At 63.5% G+C, this 21,300-nt stretch carries 18 protein-coding genes; 3 read left to right on the top strand and 15 right to left on the bottom strand.

The window, feature by feature from the left end:
- Nucleotides 1–2: 2 nt before the first annotated feature.
- The gene (locus AC1Q61_RS21195; protein WP_064112594.1) at nucleotides 3–755 is read right to left on the bottom strand and encodes an SOS response-associated peptidase; all 753 of its coding nucleotides are present in this window, start codon (nucleotides 753–755) and stop codon (nucleotides 3–5) included.
- A gap of 49 nt (nucleotides 756–804) precedes the next feature.
- Here AC1Q61_RS21195 and aroA point away from each other — a divergent pair, with 49 nt between their 5' ends.
- Both aroA and rsgA read left to right on the top strand, forming a co-directional pair.
- Nucleotides 805–2,118, top strand: a complete 1,314-nt coding sequence (gene aroA / locus AC1Q61_RS21190; RefSeq protein WP_042922161.1) for a 3-phosphoshikimate 1-carboxyvinyltransferase — start codon at nucleotides 805–807, stop codon at nucleotides 2,116–2,118.
- Complete coding sequence (gene rsgA, locus AC1Q61_RS21185; RefSeq protein WP_007731200.1) at nucleotides 2,067–3,104, top strand: ribosome small subunit-dependent GTPase A; 1,038 nt, start codon at nucleotides 2,067–2,069, stop codon at nucleotides 3,102–3,104. Before aroA ends, rsgA begins: the two co-directional genes overlap by 52 nt.
- A gap of 98 nt (nucleotides 3,105–3,202) precedes the next feature.
- Here the strand turns inward: rsgA and AC1Q61_RS21180 are convergent, their stop codons facing one another.
- The 6 genes from AC1Q61_RS21180 to AC1Q61_RS21155 form a co-directional block, all read right to left on the bottom strand.
- On the bottom strand, nucleotides 3,203–4,444 hold the full coding sequence (locus tag AC1Q61_RS21180) for a fatty acid desaturase family protein (protein ID WP_003940700.1): 1,242 nt from the start codon (nucleotides 4,442–4,444) through the stop codon (nucleotides 3,203–3,205).
- 138 nt (nucleotides 4,445–4,582) lie between these two features.
- On the bottom strand, nucleotides 4,583–5,845 hold the full coding sequence (locus AC1Q61_RS21175) for a fatty acid desaturase family protein (protein ID WP_003940901.1): 1,263 nt from the start codon (nucleotides 5,843–5,845) through the stop codon (nucleotides 4,583–4,585).
- 24 nt (nucleotides 5,846–5,869) lie between these two features.
- On the bottom strand, nucleotides 5,870–6,988 hold the full coding sequence (locus AC1Q61_RS21170) for a ferredoxin reductase (RefSeq protein ID WP_003940928.1): 1,119 nt from the start codon (nucleotides 6,986–6,988) through the stop codon (nucleotides 5,870–5,872).
- A gap of 92 nt (nucleotides 6,989–7,080) precedes the next feature.
- Nucleotides 7,081–7,581 carry a DUF6912 family protein gene (locus AC1Q61_RS21165; protein WP_030535010.1) on the bottom strand — a complete coding sequence of 167 codons (501 nt, stop codon included), beginning with the start codon at nucleotides 7,579–7,581 and terminating at the stop codon, nucleotides 7,081–7,083.
- A gap of 23 nt (nucleotides 7,582–7,604) precedes the next feature.
- Complete coding sequence (locus tag AC1Q61_RS21160; RefSeq protein ID WP_007731194.1) at nucleotides 7,605–9,014, bottom strand: WS/DGAT/MGAT family O-acyltransferase; 1,410 nt, start codon at nucleotides 9,012–9,014, stop codon at nucleotides 7,605–7,607.
- Nucleotides 9,008–9,433, bottom strand: a complete 426-nt coding sequence (locus AC1Q61_RS21155; protein ID WP_003940859.1) for an HAD-IA family hydrolase — start codon at nucleotides 9,431–9,433, stop codon at nucleotides 9,008–9,010. Before AC1Q61_RS21155 ends, AC1Q61_RS21160 begins: the two co-directional genes overlap by 7 nt.
- A gap of 19 nt (nucleotides 9,434–9,452) precedes the next feature.
- Between AC1Q61_RS21155 and AC1Q61_RS21150 the strand changes: the two genes are divergently transcribed.
- A complete protein-coding gene (locus AC1Q61_RS21150) occupies nucleotides 9,453–10,082 on the top strand; it encodes an Rv3235 family protein (RefSeq protein WP_042922160.1) in 630 nt (209 codons plus the stop codon).
- A 36-nt stretch (nucleotides 10,083–10,118) separates the two neighbouring features.
- Here AC1Q61_RS21150 and secA read toward each other — a convergent pair whose 3' ends face one another.
- The 8 genes from secA to ahcY form a co-directional block, all read right to left on the bottom strand.
- The gene (secA, locus tag AC1Q61_RS21145) at nucleotides 10,119–12,962 is read right to left on the bottom strand and encodes a preprotein translocase subunit SecA (RefSeq protein WP_007731191.1); all 2,844 of its coding nucleotides are present in this window, start codon (nucleotides 12,960–12,962) and stop codon (nucleotides 10,119–10,121) included.
- A gap of 131 nt (nucleotides 12,963–13,093) precedes the next feature.
- Complete coding sequence (gene hpf, locus AC1Q61_RS21140; protein ID WP_003940893.1) at nucleotides 13,094–13,774, bottom strand: ribosome hibernation-promoting factor, HPF/YfiA family; 681 nt, start codon at nucleotides 13,772–13,774, stop codon at nucleotides 13,094–13,096.
- 175 nt (nucleotides 13,775–13,949) lie between these two features.
- On the bottom strand, nucleotides 13,950–14,681 hold the full coding sequence (locus AC1Q61_RS21135) for a ComF family protein (protein WP_003940811.1): 732 nt from the start codon (nucleotides 14,679–14,681) through the stop codon (nucleotides 13,950–13,952).
- Between the two features lie 33 nt (nucleotides 14,682–14,714).
- The gene (lpqB, locus tag AC1Q61_RS21130; protein ID WP_003940768.1) at nucleotides 14,715–16,493 is read right to left on the bottom strand and encodes an MtrAB system accessory lipoprotein LpqB; all 1,779 of its coding nucleotides are present in this window, start codon (nucleotides 16,491–16,493) and stop codon (nucleotides 14,715–14,717) included.
- A complete protein-coding gene (gene mtrB, locus AC1Q61_RS21125; RefSeq protein ID WP_019747781.1) occupies nucleotides 16,490–18,229 on the bottom strand; it encodes an MtrAB system histidine kinase MtrB in 1,740 nt (579 codons plus the stop codon). The genes lpqB and mtrB overlap by 4 nt, the downstream gene beginning before the upstream one ends.
- Nucleotides 18,226–18,903: an MtrAB system response regulator MtrA gene (gene mtrA / locus AC1Q61_RS21120; protein WP_003941013.1), complete on the bottom strand. Its 678-nt coding sequence runs from the start codon at nucleotides 18,901–18,903 to the stop codon at nucleotides 18,226–18,228. Before mtrA ends, mtrB begins: the two co-directional genes overlap by 4 nt.
- A 116-nt stretch (nucleotides 18,904–19,019) precedes the next feature.
- A complete protein-coding gene (locus tag AC1Q61_RS21115) occupies nucleotides 19,020–19,661 on the bottom strand; it encodes a dTMP kinase (protein WP_007731190.1) in 642 nt (213 codons plus the stop codon).
- Nucleotides 19,662–19,741: 80 nt separating this feature from the next.
- Nucleotides 19,742–21,220 (bottom strand): adenosylhomocysteinase, encoded by a 1,479-nt coding sequence (gene ahcY, locus AC1Q61_RS21110; protein ID WP_003940766.1) that lies wholly within the window; start codon nucleotides 21,218–21,220, stop codon nucleotides 19,742–19,744.
- Nucleotides 21,221–21,300: the final 80 nt, after the last annotated feature.

Here is a 21,300-nt window from a genome sequence, read left to right as displayed (position 1 = left end):
CACTAGAGCAGGCTGATCTGCTCGCCGGCACGGTCGACGTCCGGCTCGATCAACTCGTGTCCGTTGTTCTTGACACTGTTGACCAGCGGCCGGACTCGATCGACCTCGATCCGCTCGAAGAGGTCCGGTACCGGCTCGAGCAGGGCCGAATCGACGGTGTTGTCGGGATCGAGCCACGCCTCCCAGCGGTCACGAGGCAGGGCGAGGGGCATGCGGTCGTGAACCTGCTCGAGGTGACCGAGAGAGTCGACCGTGACGATCGAGCAGCTCAGGACGGGGCTCGCGTTCTCGACCCTCGGGTCCCGCCAGGCAGACCACACGCCCGCCATGAACAGCCGTGATCCGTCGTCGGGGTGCATGTAGTAAGGAATCTTCGCTGCCTTCTTCCCGCCGGTGGCCTCGGTCTGCCACTCGTACCACCCGTCCATGGGGACCAGGCAACGCTTGAACTTGAAGGCGGTCCGAAACGCCGGCTTCTCCGCCAGCGAATCGGCGCGGGCGTTGAACAGGACCGGGCCTTTGCCCAGTTCCTTGGTCCACGACGGCACCAATCCCCACCGCATCCGCCGAATCCTCTTGGTCGGATCGCTGTCGGGGTTCTCCCGATCGTGGCGTTCGACGACAGTCAACACCTCGGTCGTGGGGGCCACGTTGTAGTCGGCTTCGACGGGCGCCGAGTGGTCGGTCTCGTCGAGCGCATCGAGTTCCACCGCCAGGGTGGCCGGGTCCGCTGTGGTCGCATACCTTCCGCACATGACACCCAGGGTGGCACGGTTTCGACCATTCCCCCACCGATGAGAGAAGATGGACCATGTGAGTCTGAGTCTGTGGAGCGCCCCGAGGGCCCAAGCACCCGTCGATGCAGTGGTGACGCTGCCCGGATCCAAGTCCATCACCAATCGAGCTCTGATTCTGGCCGCACTTGCGGATGGCCCGTCCACGATCACCGGTGCACTCCGCAGCCGTGACGCCGACCTGATGATCGCAGCTCTGCGTGACCTCGGCATCGGCGTCGAGGAAGCCGGTGATGCGACCACGCTTCGCATCACCCCTGGACCCCTGCGCGGCGGCGAGGTCGACTGCGGCCTGGCCGGCACCGTGATGCGCTTCCTGCCGCCACTCGCCGCGATGGCCGACGGCATCGTCCACTTCGACGGCGACGAGCAAGCACGCACACGACCGCTCGGCACCATCTTGGAAGCACTGCGCGGTCTCGGCGCTCGGATCGAGGGTGACGCACTCCCGTTCACCGTCACCGGAACCGGGTCCCTACGCGGCGGGACGGTCACCATCGACGCATCCGGTTCGTCGCAGTTCGTCTCCGGTCTCCTGCTCTCGGCTGCTGCGTTCGAAGAGGGTGTCACCGTTCACCACGACGGCAAGCCTGTCCCGTCCATGCCACACATCGACATGACCGTCGAGATGCTCCGCGAGGCCGGAGTTTCCGTGACGACGCCGGCCACGGGCGGTGACGCGGACACCTGGCGTGTGGCACCGGGGCCGGTGCGCGCCGTGGACTGGGCGATCGAACCCGATCTCTCCAACGCCACACCGTTCCTGGCCGCTGCCGCAGTGACCGGCGGAACCGTCAGCGTCCCGATGTGGCCGTCGTCGACGACGCAACCCGGCGACGCGATCCGCGGGATCCTCGCCTCGATGGGGGCCGACGTCACTCTCGCCGATGGTGTCCTGACCGTCCGCGGCCCGGAGAAACTGCGCGGCATCGACATCGACCTCCACGACGTGGGAGAGCTGACCCCCACCGTGGCGGCCCTGGCGGCCCTCGCCGAGGGCACCTCGCATCTACGAGGAATCGCGCACCTGCGCGGGCACGAGACAGACCGTCTCGCCGCCCTCGCCGACGAGATCAACAAACTCGGCGGCTCCGTCACCGAAACCGATGACGGCCTGACGATCGTTCCCGCGGAACTCCATGGCGGACAATGGCTCTCGTATGCCGACCACCGCATGGCAACAGCCGGCGCCATCATCGGCCTGGTCGTCGACGGTGTCGAGGTCGACGATGTCGGAACCACGGCCAAGACACTGCCGGGCTTCGAGAACATGTGGATCGACATGCTCGAGAGTTCGCCGGCGACACCGAAGGCAAGCTTCTGAGTCCGCGGCAGTACGACGAGTCCGACGTCCGGGTACGCCCCGGGCGCGGATCCCGCCCCCGTACGAAGACTCGGCCCGAACATCTCTCGGCCGAATCGGGGATGGTGGTGTCGAAGGATCGTGGCCGTTGGGGTTGCGTCCTCGGCGGCGATCCCGACCGGCTGATCGTCACGATGCGCGCCCGCGAACTTGGCCGAACCCCCATCGTCGTCGGCGATCAGGTGGACATAGTCGGCGATCTGTCGGGCAAAACCGACACCCTGGCGCGCATCGTCCGGGTCTCCGAGCGTTCGACGGTTCTGCGACGGACCGCCGACGACACCGATCCCTTCGAACGTATCGTCGTCGCGAACGCGGAGCAGCTTCTCATCGTCGTGGCACTCGCCGATCCCCCACCGCGCACCGGCTTCGTCGAGCGCGCACTGGTCGCCGCCTACGTGGGTGGCCTGACGCCGATCGTCTGCCTGACCAAGAGCGACCTCGAACCGCCGGAGGAATTCGCGAGCACGTTCGCCGACCTCGACATCCAAGTGGTCGTCGCCGGTCGCGACGATCCCCTGGACGAACTGACGCAGATCCTCGAGCACAAGTTGACCGCCCTGATCGGACATTCCGGCGTCGGAAAGTCGACACTGGTCAATCGCCTTGTCCCCGATGCCAATCGAGCGGTCGGCATCGTATCCGGCGTCGGCAAGGGCCGGCACACGTCGACGCAATCGGTGGCACTCCCGCTCGCCGGTGGCGGCTGGGTGATCGACACCCCGGGCATCCGTTCGTTCGGTCTGGCGCACATCTCGCCCGAGAACGTGGTGGCGGCGTTCTCGGATCTCGCTGCGGCGATCGAGGATTGCCCGCGCGGATGCACGCACCTCGGACCGCCGGCAGATCCCGAATGCAAGCTCGACCTGCTGGAGGGCAAATCAGCTCGACGCGTCGTCGCTGTGCGACAACTGCTGGAAGCGATCAAGTCCAACGATCAGTACTGAGCGCCCCCGAGCGACGTTCCGGGCGAGAACAGCAAAGCGGCCCGACACCATCGAATGGTGTCGGGCCGCTTGCTGTCTACGGTCAGCGCAGTCGACGATCAGCGCAGGCCGAGGAGGCTGCGCAGCTTTCCGCTCTTGCGCTTACGTGCGATGGCGCTCTTGAGGCCACTGCGACGCCCGGTCACGGGATCGACAGTCGAGGTCAGTTCGCCGTCGAACATCCGCTCCGACGCCGTCTCGGGCGCATTGTCGACGGTGTCCTTGAGGTACTTGTTGGGCAGCGACAGCTTGGCGATGGTTCGCCAGGACTTGGCGTACTGCACGGCAAGTGGGCCCGTCGTGTACGGCAAGTCGTACTTGTCCGCGAGCTGACGCACCGTGACCGCGATGTCCTTGTAGCGGTTGCTGGGCAGATCGGGGAACAGGTGGTGCTCGATCTGGTAGCTCAGGTTGCCCGTCATGAAGTCCATGAGCGCGCTGCCCTCGATGTTGGCGCTGCCGAGCATCTGACGCAGGTACCACTGAGCCTGCGTTTCCTTGTCGATGTCTTCCTTGGTGAACTTCTCGGCACCGTCCGGGAAGTGGCCGCAGAAGATGACCGCGTTGGTCCACACGTTCCGCAGAGTGTTGGCGGTGAAGTTGGCCGACAACGTGCTCTTCCACGCCGGGCCGGTGATGGCTGGGTAGATGACGTAGTCGCGCAGGACCTGCTTGCCGATCTTCTCGCCGACCTCACGGAGCTTGCGCTGCGTCTCTTCCTTGTCGGCGCGGCCCTTGGCCACCTTGCCGAGCTCGAGGTGCTGAGCGGCGATGCCGTACTCGAAGAACAGCGCGAGCAGCGTGTTGTAGACCAGGTTGCCGGCGTTGAAGGGCTTCCAGCGCTGATCGCGGGTGACGCGGAGGAGTCCGTATCCGACGTCGTCGTCCATTCCGAGGACGTTGGTGTACTTGTGATGCAGGTAGTTGTGGGTCTGCTTCCAATGCGCAGACGGGCCGGTGACGTCCCACTCCCACGAGGTGGAGTGAATCTCCGGGTCGTTCATCCAGTCCCACTGCCCGTGCATCACGTTGTGCCCGAGTTCCATGTTCTCGATGATCTTCGAGAGCGTCAGCAGGCCAACTCCGGCGAGCCACGCCGGACGACGACGGCTGGCGAAAAGCACTGCGCGGCCGCCGATTTCGAGCGAACGCTGCAGACGAATGACGTTGCGCACGTATCGCGCATCCTTCTCGCCGCGCGACTCCTCGATGTCGCGACGAATCGCGTCGAGTTCGCGGCCGAGCGCCTCGATGTCGGCGTCCGTGAGATGTGCGTATTCCTTGACATCTGCAATCGCCATGGAAAGCCTCCTAGCAGTGAGTTAGGCGCAAAGTAGTAAGTGCAGAACGATCATCGATTCGAATCGTTCAGATCAACTGCACCTACTGTAGCGTAACTTACGGCACCGTAGGTTAGGTTTTTCCCGATGTAACCTATATCACTTCCGGCGCTTCGGCATTCGGGAACGGGCCTGCGACTTGAGTGCGGTCAACAAACCGAGACGCTTACCGGTGATCGGATCGGTACGAAGGTCCTCGACCATCGCCATGGCTGCGTCCCGGAATCCCGAGTCGCGGAACCGCAGTTCCGAAGACGTTTCCGGAGCATTGTCCGAGGTTGCGGTCAGCCACTTGTCCGGCAAAGCCAACTTGTGGATGGTACGCAGAGCCAGAAGATACTGCTTGAAGAGCGAACCGGTGGTGTACGGGAGATCGAACTTCTCGCACAACGCACGCATCTTCACAGCGATTTCGGGATAGCGGTTGCTCGGCAGATCAGGAAACACGTGGTGCTCGATCTGGTAGCTCAGATTGCCGCTCATGAGTCCCATGAGCTTGCCGGAATTGAAGTTCGCACTACCGAGCATCTGGCGCAGGTACCACTCGTGACGAGTCTCCTGCTCGAATTCGGCAACCGTGAACTTCTCGGCACCGTCCGGGAAGTGGCCACAGAAGATGACGACGTACGCCCAAAGGTTGCGCACGAGGTTCGCGGTCGCATTGGCCGACATGGTCGACTTCCACGCCGGCCCCGTCAGCGCCGGGAACAAGATGAAGTCCTTACCCACCTGACGAAAGATCTTGCGCGCGAAGTCTTTGTTCGCCTGCGAGTTCAGCTGCCCCTTTTCCGCGCCCTCCAACTCGGCTGCCGCCGTGAGGTCGTGCAGCGCGATGCCCCACTCGAACGTGGCCGCCAAGATCACGTTGGCGATCGGTTGGAAGAGGTTGATCGGCTTCCACGGCTCGTCACGAGTCATACGCAGAATCCCGAAACCGAGATCCTCATCCATACCGACGACGTTGGTGTACGTGTGGTGCTGGTAGTTGTGGGCGCGCTTCCAATGCTCGGAAGGACCGGTCTGATCCCACTCCCACGAGACGGAGTGAATCTCGGGATCGTTCATCCAGTCCCATTGCCCGTGCATGACGTTATGCCCGAGCTCCATGTTCTCGATGATCTTCGACAGGCTCAGCAGGGTCGTGCCGACCAACCATGCCGGTCGGTACCGACTGCCGAACAACGCGATACGCCCGCCGAGCTCCAACGCCCGCTGGACGCGAATGACGCGACGAATGTAGCGGGCGTCCCGGATCCCACGAGAGTCTTCGATGTCGAGTCGAATCTGATCGAGTTCACGTCCGAGAGCTTCGACATCGGCCTCGGTGAGGTGCGAAAACTCTTTGATATCGGTGATGGCCACCGTGGTCCTCCGTGTGCCTAGAAGCTATGCGTCCAGCGTACAGTCGCCGGCGGCGGCGGAGATGCACGTCTGGATGCGCTCGCCCTCCGCGTGCTGTTTTCCCGAGCGTAGGTCGATCGCGTGGCCGGCAACGAGAGGTACGACACACGTCTGGCAGATGCCCATGCGGCAACCGAACGGCATCAAGGCACCGGACTGCTCGCCTGCCTCCAGAAGCGTCGTCGCACCGTCGACGGTGATCGTCTTACCCGACTTCTCGAACGTGACCGTGCCACCGTCGGCCGAAGCATCGATGCGCGATACGGCGAACCGCTCCATGTGGAGTCGATCCTCGATGCCTTCCGCCTTCCAGACGTCTTCGAGCTCGTCGAGCAACGGGAGGGGTCCGCACGCCCAGGTGTGGCGCTCGCGCCAGTCGGGGCAGACCGTGTCGAGAGAACTGAGTTTGAACTTTCCGTCACGTCGCGTGAGTTGAACGTGGCTCACGAAGTCCTCGTGCTCGGCGTGCAGTGCTGTGAGTTCGTCGGCGAACATCACGTCGGATTCCGTCGGAGCCGAGTGGATGTGCATGACGTCGGGCAATTGACCGCGCCGGTTCATCGTCCGCAACATGCCCATGACCGGAGTGATGCCACTGCCGGCGGTGATGAACAGGATCTTCTCCGGTGGCGGATCCGGCAACGCGAAGTTGCCCGAAGGCGTGGCCAGTCGAACGATGGTTCCCGACGGCACGGCCCCGCTGACGAGGTGGCTCGAGAGAAAGCCCTCGGGCATGGCCTTGACCGCGATGGAAATGCGCTTGTTCTCCCAGTTGGGAGGCGAGGTAAGTGAGTACGACCGCCAATGCCAACGGCCGTCGATATGCAGACCGATGCCGATGTACTGCCCCGGCTGGTAGTTGAAGTCGAATCCCCAACCCGGCTTGATGACGATGGTCGCCGAGTCCGTGGTCTCGGGCCGGACTTCGACGATCTGGCCGCGCAGCTCGCGCGCGGACCACAACGGATTCGCGAGGTGCAGATAGTCGTCGGGAAGCAATGGTGTGGTCAGCCGAGCCGCCGCACCGCGAAGCAGATTGAGCTTCGACCGCGCTGCCGGAACTACCGACGCTGCCGGTGCCTCGATCCAGTCCTTCAGACCCATCAGACCTCCACCTCTCACCTTCCGAACCCACTGCCTACGGTACCGTAGGTTATCAGGTTACGGTACCGTAGGTTACTTCACGGTAAGCACATTCACAGCAGGTCGAGCAAGAACGGCAACTCCTGCGCGGCGTACCACGCCAACTCGTGGTCCTCCGCGTCACCGAGCGTGAACTCGGCATCGGCGTCACCGAGATCCGCCGCGTCGACTATGCCAGCAGCGCGCTCGATGTCCGATTCTGCCTGTTCGAGGTCGACATGCACAGATGCAACCTGAGCCATCGTGACAGGACCCGCCAATCGGACTACCGAATCGTCGAGATCGGGCCGTAACTTCACATCGGCATCGTCGACGTCGGCGGCAACGACAGCACGCCGGAAGGTGACGTCACCCTCGGTTCCGGCGATCAGCCGCAGCGACGCACGCGCAGCCTCACCCATGGCGACCTCGGCCAACTCGTCGTCGTCCCCCGCCGCGTACGACTCACGCAGAGTCGGGGTGACCGCAAAAGCCGTCCGGCTCATAGGGTCGAACTCCTGATCTGCGACCAACTGCTGCAAAATCTCGACCGTCGCCGGTACGTACACCCTCATGAGACCACCTTCATGCTCGTTCGTCACCGACTCGCATCCGTCAATTCCTCGAGTGACTCGAAGATCAGCGAACGAACGACGTCGACGTCCGACATCGCGTCACGGTCGGCATTCAAACCGTAGTAGACATTCCCGTCGTACGACGTCAGGGCGATGCTGAGTGTCTGATTCTTGAGTAGTGGCGACACGGGATACATCTCGAGCATCCGAGCCCCACCGAGGTAGAGCGGAAATTGCGGCCCTGGCGCATTGGTGATCATCAAGTTGAACATTCGCTGCGACAGACTGCTGGCCGCACGCGAGCTCATCGCATGCAGCGTCGCCGGCGCAAACCCGGACATTCGCACCATCGTCTGCGCGGTGACCCGCCGACCCTGACGCGCGAATGCCTCCGTCGCATGGGCCACGTGCGAGAGCCGAACCACCGCGTTGGGTTCACCGACAGGCAGGTCGATGAGGAACGAGGAAACATGTCCGGGCGCTTGCGGATCGTCGACGTCAGGACTCTCCGGGCCGTCGGTGTAGACCGACATGGGCACCATCGCTCGCACGATGGTCGCCTCGGTCACCGGTTCACCGCGCGAGAGCAACCAGTTCCGCATCGCACCCGCGATGACGGTCAGGATCACGTCGTTGATCTCGCACCCGTACCGCGCACGAATGCGTCGATAGTCCTCCAGAGACGTCTTGGCCACCGCAAGGCGCCGATTGCGCGAGATGGTGGCATTGAGCGGGCTCGACGGGGCCACCTGGGTCGCCGTTCGAACCACTTCTGCAAGCTTCCCGAGTGCACTCACTGCCTCGGTGACGGACGTGGTCACGTCGTTGAACGCTGCACGCGCCCGCGCGATCCCCTCCCCCGGGCTCGTCACGAGATCTGCCAGTGCACTGACCAACAAGCTGGTGTCGCTCGGCGGCCTGGCGGGCATCCACAATTCTTCGGGGCCTGGCGCTCGATTCTTCTCCGGATCGAAGATCACCTGACTGATCTCTGGAGCCGCCTCGCCGTCCACCAACGACGAATGAGACTTCGTGAAGATGGCAAATCTGTTTCTGGTCAGCCCCTCGACCAGGTACATCTCCCACAACGGCCTCGTGCTGTCGAGTGGTCTCGACGTCAGCCGCGCGATCAGATCCATCAGCTGTTCGTCGGAACCTGGTTTGGGCAGAGCCGATCGGCGTACGTGATAGGTGATGTCGAAATCCGAGTCGTCCACCCAGACGGGGCGGGCCAGACCGAACGCCACCTCGCGAACTCTCTGTCGGTACCGCGGAACCGATCCGAGCCGCTCTTCGACAAGTCGAAGCAACTCCTCGTGATCGATCCCGTTTCGCAGTTGCCTGAAGATCCCCAACGAGCCGACATGCATCGGCGTCGTCCCGGCTTCGAGGAAGTAGAAAGCGGCATCCTGAGTCGTCAGTCTGTTCACCATGGCTTCGTGTCCCCTCCTTCGCCGAGATCGAACAGAATCGACAACTCCTCGATGGTCGATTCCGAGCCGACGTGATGGACCCCGACCATCCCGACGGCCACAGCCGCCCGGACGTTGATTTCGAGATCATCCACGAAAACGAAATCCTCCGGCTCGACGCCCAAACGACTCGCTGCCAACAGATAGATCTCGGCGTCGGGCTTTGCCATCTCGACATCACCGGACAAGATCACGTCGTCGACCAAGACCCCGTCGCCGAGATCCCGCAACCACTGAGCACTGGCGCCGCCGGGATCGTTGCTGACGATTCCCGTCACGATTCCGCGGGCCTTCACCGCGCGCACGACCGCGCTCAAGCCGTCGAGATCCGATCCCGGACCGAACAGCACGCCACCGACATCCAACAGAAGTCCCCGCACGCCATCACCCTAAGTCGCGATGGTGATCACGGCGACATCTCGAGCGATTCGTGTCATGCTTCTCACCATCGCTCGGGGGAGCGAAGTCCGAGACAGCTGTCTCGGACGCAGGATCATCCGGGGGGATGTCATGGAGCAGGACTGCAAGATCGTTCTCGAGCCGGCGCCGCAATTCGAGCCTCACCCGCATACCGTCGTGCTGTCGCGGCCACAGTGCCGGCCAGACCGAACGCAGTGCCGAACAGACCGGATGCTGCGTCGCCCGCGAAAGACGCCACACAACGGAACGTCGCCCAGTACCGGGTTCACTCACGCTCCGGAACCGCGGCTGGTAGGTGCCGACATCTTCTGGAACCGATCACTACGTCTGGTTCTCGAAACCGTCGACCGACGACGAAATCCACGGCAACTCAAGGGCGTGTTGACGCCGTCCGTCCTGGAAGTTGTTGCGCAACTTTACACTTCGGATTCCTCGGCCCGGAAGCTGGGCGGCGCGGCGGTTCACCGCACCCACGTTCAAGCAGTGTCGGAGAGTACCGCCGAAGTCTGTGCGACGTACACACGAGGCACGCAGACTTTTGCCGTCGCAGGCCGGATCGACCACACAGACGAAACAGGCTGGACGGTCACCGCACTACACGTGGTGTGACCGTCCAGCCTGCCGAGTACTGACTGCGCTAATACCTCAGCGCTTGCGCTTGGACTTCGGAGCTCGATTGCTCTTCGACTGCGTCCGTGCGGCTTCACGACGTTCGCGACGAGAGGCGGCACCGTCGCCGGTGTCGGCAGCCGAGTCACGTGTTGCCTTTGCCTTGCCGTCCTCGTCCGGGCCGGTGTACGTCAGACGCGACGGACCTTCGTCGTCAAGTCCCTTGGCGCGCAAAGCCGTCGGGGCAGCAGTTCCGGCTGTCCTGGCCGCAGCCTCCTGCGTGGGGAGCGGCTTGGGCGCCGTGGCGGACGCCGCGGCGGCAGAGCCCGCGGTGACGGAAATTCCACTTGCGGGCTGCGCCGGAGCTGCCTCGACCTGCAGGTTGAAGAGGAATCCGACGGACTCTTCCTTCAATCCGTCGAGCATGCCGATGAACATGTCGTAACCCTCGCGCTGGTACTCGACCAGCGGATCGCGCTGGGCCATCGCGCGCAGACCGATTCCCTCCTTGAGGTAATCCATCTCGTAGAGATGCTCACGCCACTTACGGTCCAGGACCGAGAGGAAGACACGACGCTCGAGTTCACGCATACCGTTTTCGCCGGCGATCGCATCGATCTCGGCTTCGCGCTTCTTGTACGCCGCGTGGGCGTCTTCGAGCAAAGCGGTTCGCAGGTCGTCACGGCTCAGGTCACTGTTGATGCCTGCGCCGTCCTCCCCTGCCAACGTCTTGTGATCGATGCCGACCGGGTACAGCGTCTTCAGCGCCGTCCACAGCTGCTCGAGATCCCAGTCCTCGACGTATCCCTCAGCGGTGGCACCGTCGACGTAGGCGGTGACCACGTCAGTGATCATCTGCTCGACCTGGCCTTCCATGTCCTCACCCTCGAGGATCTGGCGGCGCTCCTTGTAGATGACCGTTCGCTGCTGGTTCATGACCTCGTCGTACTTGAGGACATTCTTGCGAATTTCGAAGTTCTGCTGCTCCACCTGGGTCTGAGCGCTCTTGATGGCCTTCGAGACCATTTTGGCTTCGATCGGGACGTCGTCGGGCAGGTTCAGGCGCGTCATGATCGACTCGAGTGCCGAACCGTTGAAGCGGCGCATGAGCTCGTCACCGAGCGAAAGGTAGAACCGCGATTCGCCGGGATCACCCTGACGTCCGGAACGACCACGCAACTGATTGTCGATTCGGCGCGATTCGTGACGCTCGGTGCCCAGGACGTACAGGCCGCCGGCATCGCGGACCTTTTCGGCGTCTGCCTTGACCTCAGCCTTGACCTCGTCCAGGACTGCGTCCCAGGCTGCCTCGTACTCGTCCGGCGTCGTGACCGGGTCGAGGCCCTTCTTGCGCAGCGCGATGTCCGCGATGATGTCCGGGTTACCACCGAGCACGACGTCGGTACCGCGGCCGGCCATGTTGGTCGCGACGGTGACCGCGCCGGAGCGACCGGCCTCGGCGATGATGGTCGCTTCCTTCTCGTGGAACTTGGCGTTGAGGACGTTGTGGGCAACGCCGCGCTTGGTGAACTGCTTGGACAGGTACTCCGAGCGCTCGACGCTGGTGGTACCGATCAGGACGGGCTGGCCGTTCTCGTGGCGCTCGACGACGTCGTCGACCACCGCGTCGAACTTGGCTTCCTCGGTCTTGTAGATGAGGTCACCGTTGTCGACTCGGACCATCGGACGGTTGGTCGGGATCGGGATCACACCGAGCGTGTATGTCTGGTGAAGCTCGGCAGCTTCCGTCTCGGCGGTACCCGTCATGCCCGACAACTTGTCGTACAGACGGAAGTAGTTCTGCAGGGTGATGGTGGCAAGGGTCTGGTTCTCCGCCTTGATCTCCACCTTCTCCTTGGCCTCGATCGCCTGGTGCATGCCCTCGTTGTAGCGGCGGCCGACCAGCACGCGGCCGGTGAACTCGTCGACGATGATGACCTCACCGTCGCGGACGATGTAGTCCTTGTCCTTGGTGTAGAGCTCCTTGGCCTTGATCGCGTTGTTCAAGTAGCTCACCAGCGGCGAATTCGCGGCTTCGTACAGGTTGTCGATACCGAGCTGGTCCTCGACCAGTTCGACGCCCGCCTCGTGCACACCGATGGTGCGCTTGCGGATGTCGACCTCGTAGTGAACGTCCTTCTTCAGCAGCGGCGCGATGCGCGCGAACTCGCTGTACCACTTGCTGGAGCCGTCGGCCGGGCCCGAGATGATGAGGGGGGTTCGGGCTTCGTCGATGAGGATCGAGTCGACCTCGTCCACGATGGCAAACGCATGGCCACGCTGGACCAGGTCGTCCAACGAATGCGTCATGTTGTCGCGCAGGTAGTCGAAGCCGAACTCGTTGTTGGTGCCGTACGTGATGTCGGCTGCGTAGGCGACGCGGCGCTCGGCCGGCGTCATGCCCGAGAGAATCACACTGGTCTCGAGGCCGAGGGCGCGGTGAACGCGGCCCATCCACTCGGAGTCACGCTTGGCGAGGTAGTCGTTGACCGTCACCACGTGGACGCCGTCACCCGCGATCGCGTTCAGGTATGCCGGAAGAACACAGGTCAGGGTCTTGCCCTCACCGGTCTTCATCTCGGCGACGTTGCCGAAGTGCAGGGCCGCGCCGCCCATGATCTGCACGTGGAAGTGCTTCTGGTCGATCACGCGCCACGACGCCTCGCGGGCAACCGAGAATGCCTCGGGCAGCAACTCGTCGAGAGTTTCCCCGGCGGCATAGCGCTCACGGAACTCGGTGGTCTTGGCTTTGAGTTGCTCGTCTGTCAGGCCTTCGACATCGGGCGACAGAGATTCCACATGCTCGGCGATGTGCTTGAGCCGCTTGACCATGCGACCTTCACCAACACGGAGCAGCTTCGATAGCGACAGCGACGGCACAGTCTTCTTCGTCCTCAATCTTCGGCGACAGGGGGTCACACACTGAAAATCCGGCCGGGGTCCGAAAACTCCGGCCGGATTCCATGGTAGGCGCTACCGGCGGCGAGCGAGCAAACCCACCACCGATTGGGTCATGTCAGGCGGATCAATCCGTAGTCGAAAGCGTGACGACGGTAGACGACGGACGGCTTGTCCGACTCCTTGTCATGGAAGAGAAAGAAGTCGTGTCCGACCAGTTCCATCTCGTAGAGAGCGTCGTCGATGGTCATCGGCTCGGCCGGGTGATCCTTCGTGCGGACCACGCGTCCCGGGCCGTCGTACTCGTCCGGCTCTTGACCGTTCAGCGAAATGTCCGGTGTGACTCCGAGTGAGTCTGCGTCGACGAGGGAGGCGGTTGCCTCCGCGACGGACACCGGTCGCTTGTCGCCGTAATGGACCTTCTTGCGGTCCTTGGTTCGACGGAGGCGACTCTCGAGCTTGTCGATCACCGATTCGAAGGCGGCGTAGAAGCTGTCTGCGGACGCTTCGGCTCGGGCCACCGGGCCTTTACCTCGAGCGGTGATCTCGACGCGCTGGCAACTCTTGGCCTGTCGTCGGTTGCGTTCATGTTGGAGTTCCACGTCGAAGTGGAATATGGAGGGGTCGAAGTGTTCGAGTCGCGCCAGCTTTTCCGAAACGTAGATTCGGAAGTGATCGGGGATCTCGACATTTCGTCCCTTGACTACGACGTCGGATCTCGGAGCTGCGGCATTCTCGGAACGCTCGATGGTGGCGTCCTCGATGAAAAACGAGGCTTGCGAAGGGGTCGTCACTCGTACCTCCCAATTACGGCCCCGCCCCACGGTGGGCGGCGGCAAATTCTGCAAGTACCGAGAGGGGATCCGCCCGGCACCAGTATCGAAGTACCACCTCCTACCAGTATTTTCGGGTGTGCCGCCGACGCTAGTACGTAACGCGCGCGAGTGCCACTGTTCCAACGAAATTCATCTAAGCCCCTGCAAGGACAAGCACGAGAGTTGTCCGAATCCCACTGAGCGAGAGGGCCCGAACCGACTCTGCCGCAGTCGCTCCCGTGGTGAGGACGTCGTCGAGCAGGACGATGTCACTGTCCCCGGCAATCGAAGAGATCGCAGTGGTGTCGAGAGACACATGACCGTTCACGTTGGTCACCCGGTCGGCCGCGGACAGTCCCACCGAGTCACGTACACCTCGCGTCATCCGGAGAATCGGACAGACACGTACCGGACGACCCGCGACAGAACCAATTTCCCGCTTTCCGCGCATACTTTCGGCTATCCGGCGAACCGGATCACCCCCGCGAGATCGCGCCGCTCGGGCGCGCGTGGGAGCCGGCACCAGCACGATCGGCGGACGACCCCCGCTGCCGAGCTCGCCCCACCGTTCCAGAGTGGCCAACGCGTCGGCCACAGCGATCCCCAGAGGCATCGCGAGGTCCCGACGACCCCGTTCCTTCATCTCGATCACACTGCGTCGCCTGGGGCCGTCGTAGCGGCCGAGTGCCCAGACGGGCACGCCCGGATCCACGCGCGGACTCAGTTGAAGCGGATGATCGCGCAGCAGTTCCGCGCACTCACCGCACCACAGAGTCCCCGAGCGGCCACACCCACCACACTCGCGTGGCAACAGCAGGTCGAGCAGACCGGCACCGAATTTCTTGTCCCCCATGGCCGAATCATGAACCTGAGCACCGACATGCATCAGAGCGCAGACATTCACCAGAGCGCAGAGACGTCAGCCAGGCAGAACCGGAATCGCCTTCTGTCCGGTCAGCACGGTCACCTCACGCCAGCGGCGATCCCCGGCGGGGTCGTTGTTGTTCAGTTGGAACACCGCACGCGCGTCGGCGACGTACTCGGTGGTCGGCGATGCATCCACGGAGGTGACGGGAGCGGTCAGGTTTCCACTCGGCAGCGCGTCCATTCGTGAGCCGTCGATCGCGACCTGGACGACCGGTATGTCGGCTCCACTGCGCGCGATTACGATGGTGTCGCTGTTGCTCCAGTCGAGTGAGAGCGCGGTACTGCCCAAGCCGGACGCCACTGCGCGTGGACTCGTCAGGGCGTAGACCCCGCTGGCGGTGCGCACGACCACAGCCAGGTAGACCTTGCCGTCGATGATCATCGCCGCTCGCACGCCGTCCCGCGACAGACGCAGTTCCGAGATCGTCGAACCGACCGACGTCAGGGCCCCGACGTCGACGTTGGTGACCGACACCCGGCCGGTGCCTGGTTCACGGACGACCCGAACGACGGTATTGCCGTTCACAGCCGTCCAGACCGCGTTGTTGTCCAGCTCCCACGAAGGCCTGGTGATGGCGCTGCCTTCGAGTACCGGAACGGACCCTTCGCCGTATGTCCCGAGCGACAAGTCGAATCTTGTGCCGGGATCCGGCCGAGCGGTGTCCGCGACGGCTGCCACCAACTTGCCGTCCCGTGAGAGAGCAGCCGCCGTGAGGTTGCCCGCATTGCCCGCGAAACCGGGCACCGGAGTCGCCTCTTGCTCGGTGACACTCACCAGTGAACCGTTGCGCAGTGCGTGCAGTCCGACGGTTGCACTCGTGGTGGCCAGTGGGTTGGTGGATGCGACGTCGGCGGTGGTCCAGCCGTCGGCATGAGCCGCGTCCAGCGGTTCGCCGTCGATCTCCAGAACGTAAGGCCCTGCCACATCGGCGTTGGCGAGCGTCCAAATGACCTGTGCTGCAAACAAACCGCGAGTAGCAGCATCCATCGGGTTGTCAAGGCGGAAGTTGATGCGCACACCACCGAGACCGACTCCGACCTGTCCCGGCTTACCGTCGGCCTTGGTGATCGGACCGATCACCGACACGCCATTGCCCAGTTCGTTTCGCACAGCCGGCGCCAGCGCTGCCTTCGGTCCGTCGATCATCAGACCGATCAGCTGAGCCGCCACCTGGTCCTGCCCGCCGGAGATCCAGCGAAGATCGGGGACGACCGTCTGGCTGGTGGGGTCGAGGAAGAACAACGACTTCCGCTGGTAAGCGCCGAGGAACTGCGGACGCTCCATGATCACGCCGGGAGGCAGATCACTGATCCGCCATTCGCCGTCGGTCAACGCCAGGGTCATCCTCGCTTCGAAGCTGCCCTCTTCGGGAACGTACAGTCCTCCCGGGTCGAGGCGACCGACCTTGTTCACACGAATCGTGTAGACGGCTTCGGTGCTGGTTCGAGAAACCGAGAGCACATCGACCTTGTCGACGATGACAGCACTTGCCGCGTCGTCCCAACGCGCCGAAGCGTCCTTGGTCAGGTACTGACGGGCTGCGGCGTGCCGGTTGGACGGATCGGTACTCGCCTTGACGAAGTCACGTACCAGCAGGTCCGGCTCTCGCCCCGAGGCCGGTGATTCGACGGAGGTTCCGGGCACAGCGGTTGCCAGAGTTCCGATTGCCTGCGGCGAGGAGGATTCCGGCAAACTCGCGCACGCGCCGGTCAGCAACAGCACGCTGAGCGTTGTTGCGAGAAGTGCCAGACGGCGGCGGGTTCCGATCATGATCGATCCCCACCGTTGGACTCGTTCCGCGAGTCCGATTCGCGCGGAGTCGGCAGGGACGACGTGACCTCGCCGACGGTATCGGCGACGATGTCGGCTTCGCTCGGCGTGCGGACGAACTTTGTGGTCGTCGGCTTGAGAGGCAGTGGGCTCGACACGACTTTCTTGCCACGGGTGCGCGAGAGCGTCAGCCGGAAGCAGGCGCCGACTCCCGGTTCGCCCCAGGCCTCGAGCTTGCCGTCGTGCAGATTCGCGTCTTCGACGCTGATCGCGAGGCCGAGTCCGGTGCCGCCACTGCGGCGCACGCGGGACGGGTCCGATCGCCAGAACCGGTTGAAGACCAACTTCTCCTCGCCCGGACGCAACCCGACGCCACTGTCGCGGACGATGAAGGCGAGGGCATTGTCGTCGGCGCGAAGGCGAAGCAGAATCGGCTTCCCCTCACCGTGGTCGATGGCGTTGGCCAGGAGATTTCGCAGGATGCGTTCGACGCGGCGCGGATCGACATCTGCCATGACCGGCTCGTCGGGCATGTCCACGATCAGTTCGGTGCCGGATTCGCGGGCGAGATGGCGAACCGTGGAAACGGCCGCTCGCGCACACATACGGACGTCGAGTTGTTCGGACGCAAGTTCCGCGACACCGGCGTCGTGGCGGGAGATCTCGAGGAGGTCCGCCAGAAGCCCTTCGAACCTGTCCAGTTCGGCGACAAGCAGTTCCGACGACCGACGCAGCATGGGGTCGAGGTTCTCGCTGCCGTCGTAGATCAGGTCGGCGGCCATCCGGACCGTGGTCAGTGGTGTGCGCAGTTCATGGCTGACATCGGAGGTGAAGCGTTTCTGGAGGCTGCCGAACTCCTCCAACTGGGTGATCTGCTTGGACAGACTCTCGGCCATCTCGTTGAAGGACATGGCCAGGCGCGCCATGTCGTCCTCGCCGCGGACCGGCATTCGTTCCTTGAGTCGGCCGTCTGCGAAACGCACTGCGATTCGCGAGGCCGATCGGATGGGAAGCACGACCTGTCTGGCAACCAACAGCGAAATCGCCGCCAAGAGCACCAGCAACACGGCTCCACCGATCAGCAGGGTGCTTCGAACAAGAGACAGACTTCGGTCTTCGCTGGCGAGCGGGAAGATCAGATACAGCTCGAGTCCCGATATCGACGACGCGGTGGGGCTACCGATGATCAGCGCGGGTCCGGAGTAACCGTTCGGGTTGGACACCGTCGCGAATTGGTAACTGATCTGGCCGCGTTTGACGAACTCGCGAAGGTTGTCGGGGATCTGATCGACCGGTCCCGAACTCGTCGGCTGGCGCGGCCCGTCCCCCGGCACGATGAGCACCGGGTCGAAGGTGCCGGCTGACCCGGAGGCCTGGCCCGAGGTCTGGTTTCGACGGCTCGTCAGTCCGGATGCAGCGCTTTCCAATTGAACGTTGAGCGCCGTCGAATCGTCGACGCCCGCGAGTTGGTCTTCGACGATGCCGCGGGCTCGGTCCATTTCCTCGGTCGCCGCGGTGATCTTCGTTTCCAACAGCCGATCGGTGATCTGGCTGGTCAGCACGACACCGAGAATGACGATGACGATCAAGGACAACGTCAAAGTCGAGACGACCACTCGCAATTGGAGCGAGCGTCGCCACGTGTGCGCGAGGGTGTTGCTCATCGAGTGACACCACCGCAGAAATGGCGTCAGCCGTCGGTTGAGACGACGACGCCACCTGGAAACTCCGCTCACGGCGGTCCGGCCTTGTAGCCGACCCCCCTGACCGTCAGAACCACTTCGGGATTCTCGGGATCAGTTTCTACCTTGGCGCGCAAACGCTGAACGTGCACGTTCACCAGGCGGGTGTCGGCGGCGTGGCGGTATCCCCACACCTGCTCGAGGAGGACTTCACGGGTGAACACCTGGCGCGGCTTGCGCGCCAATGCGACCAGCAGGTCGAATTCGAGTGGTGTGAGCGAGATCTGCTCGCTGCCGCGGCTGACCTTGTGTGCCGGAACGTCGATCACGATGTCGGCGATGCTCAGCAGCTCGGCCGGCTCCTCTTCCGTACGGCGCAGGCGAGCACGCACCCGCGCCACCAGCTCCTTCGGCTTGAACGGCTTCATGATGTAGTCGTCCGCACCGGATTCGAGGCCGAGCACGACGTCGACGGTGTCGGTCTTGGCCGTCAACATCACGATGGGCACGCCGGAATCCGCACGCAGAACCCGGCATACGTCGATCCCGTTCATTCCGGGAAGCATGAGATCGAGCAGGACGAGGTCGGGCCGGGTCTCACGCACTGCCGCGAGCGCCAGGGTTCCGTCGCCTACCACGTAGGGATCGAAACCCTCACCACGCAGCACGATCGTGAGCATCTCGGCGAGTGCCGTGTCGTCGTCGACAACCAGAATCCTTGGTTTCATATCCCTATCGTTGCATCTCGGAGCGATGAATCAGACCGTTACGAGGCCGTGCGGCGTGCCGCGTCTTTCCCTCTACTGTGCCGGAAAGTTCGAATCCCGGCCGCAAGGGTGACCGATCACGCGAAATCCGCGAGCCTGCGCGCCAGTTCGCCCGGGTCCGTCTCCGGCCCCACGATCCACCAGGGCGAGACCCAGTCCGTCGCTGCCAACTGCTTGTAGAGCTCACCGGTTCTGGCCTGCAGGCCGCCGTCGCGCTCGTAGGCGTCGAGCTGACGCGACGCGTCCTCGGCCTCACGCGAGCGGGCACGCTGCTCGGCCAGAGCTACCGGCACGTCGAGGTACAACTGCAGATCGGGAGCGGGAAGAGCGAGTCGACCCAACTCCAATTCACGGACCCAGGCGACCATCTCGCCGTCCACGCCCTGATGCGCGCGCGCCGCGTTGTAGGCGGCGTTGGACGCCACGTAGCGGTCGAGGAGAACAATGTCGTTGGCGGACAACAGGTCCGAGATCCGATCCGCCGCACCCGCGCGGTCCAGGGCGAACAGGACTGCCATCGCGTTCACGGATTCAGCCAGGTCTCCGTGCGATCCTTTGAGTGCCTCGGCAGCAAGATCTGCGTGGATCGACTTCCCGTACCGCGGAAAATCCAGAGTCGCGATCGACGTGCCGCCGCGGCGGAGTTCGCTCTCCACTTTGCCGATCAACGTTCGCTTTCCAGCGCCGTCGAGGCCTTCCAATGCCACCAGTGTTCCCACGGCGGACAAGCCTATCCCCCGGCCTGCTTGCGCAGACCGGGGGACGGCGGACGCTACATCCTCAGCGACGAATCACCGGGTCAGTAGCGGTAGTGCTCGGGCTTGTACGGGCCTTCGACGTCGACGCCGATGTACTCTGCCTGATCCTTCGTGAGCTTGGTCAGCGTGCCACCGAGTGCCTCGACGTGGATCTTGGCGACCTTCTCGTCGAGGTGCTTCGGGAGGCGGTAGACCTCGTTGTCGTACTCGTCCGGCTTCGTCCACAGTTCGATCTGCGCGATGACCTGGTTGGAGAAGCTGTTGCTCATCACGAACGACGGGTGGCCCGTCGCGTTGCCGAGGTTGAGCAGGCGGCCTTCGGACAGCACGATGATCGAGTGGCCGTCGGCGAACGTGAACTCGTCGACCTGCGGCTTGATGTTGATCCGCGTGACGTCGCCGGACTTCTCGAGGCCGGCCATGTCGATCTCGTTGTCGAAGTGACCGATGTTGCCCAGGATGGCCTGATGCTTCATGGCCTTCATGTGCTCGAACGTGATGATGTCCTTGTTACCGGTGGACGTGATCACGATGTCGGCCCAGCCGATGGCCTGCTCGACTGTCTTGACCTCGAAGCCGTCCATGAGCGCCTGCAGGGCGTTGATGGGGTCGACCTCGGTGACCGCGACGCGAGCGCCCTGGCCGCGAAGTGCCTCGGCACAACCCTTGCCGACGTCTCCGTAACCGCAGACCAGCGCAGCCTTGCCGCCGATCAGAACGTCGGTGCCGCGGTTGATGCCGTCGAGCAGCGAGTGGCGCGTGCCGTACTTGTTGTCGAACTTGCTCTTGGTGACCGAGTCGTTGACGTTGATAGCGGGGAACGTGAGTTCACCGGCAGCGGCAACCTGGTACAGGCGCAGAACGCCCGTGGTGGTCTCCTCGGTGACGCCCTGGACGGACTCGGCGATTGCCGTCCACTTGCCCTTGTCGGACTCGAGGGACTGACGCAGAAGTGCAAGGAAGACCTTGTACTCGTCGGAATCCTGGTCGTCGTCCGTCGGCGGGACGACGCCGGCCTTCTCGAACTGTGCGCCCTTGAGCACCAGCATGGTGGCGTCGCCGCCATCGTCGAGAATCATGTTGGCAGGCTCACCCGGCCAGGTCAGCATCTGCTCGGCTGCCCACCAGTACTCTTCGAGGGTTTCACCCTTCCAGGCGAAAACCGGAACGCCCTTGGGCTCTTCCGGGGTGCCGTGCGGACCGACGACGATGGCGGCGGCAGCGTGATCCTGCGTGGAGAAGATGTTGCATGAAGCCCAGCGGACCTCGGCGCCGAGCGCGGTCAGCGTCTCGATCAGCACCGCGGTCTGAATGGTCATGTGCAGCGAGCCGGAAACGCGAGCGCCCTTGAGCGGCAACACCTCTGCGTATTCGCGACGAAGCGCCATGAGGCCGGGCATCTCGTGCTCTGCCAGACGGATTTCCTTGCGACCGAACTCCGCGAGCGAAAGATCTGCAACTTTGAAGTCGATGCCGTTACGGCTCTCGGCCACGGGCGTTGTTGAAACTGAGGTCGTCATCTGCCTCTCCTGGTTGACGTGCATACTCTGCACAAGCCTATCGGTGTACCAGGCTATCGGTTAGACGCCCTCTCCCGCCC

This window comes from Rhodococcus sp. MPR-R1B, assembly GCF_058793255.1.
This window is presented reverse-complemented; position numbering and strand designations above follow the sequence as displayed.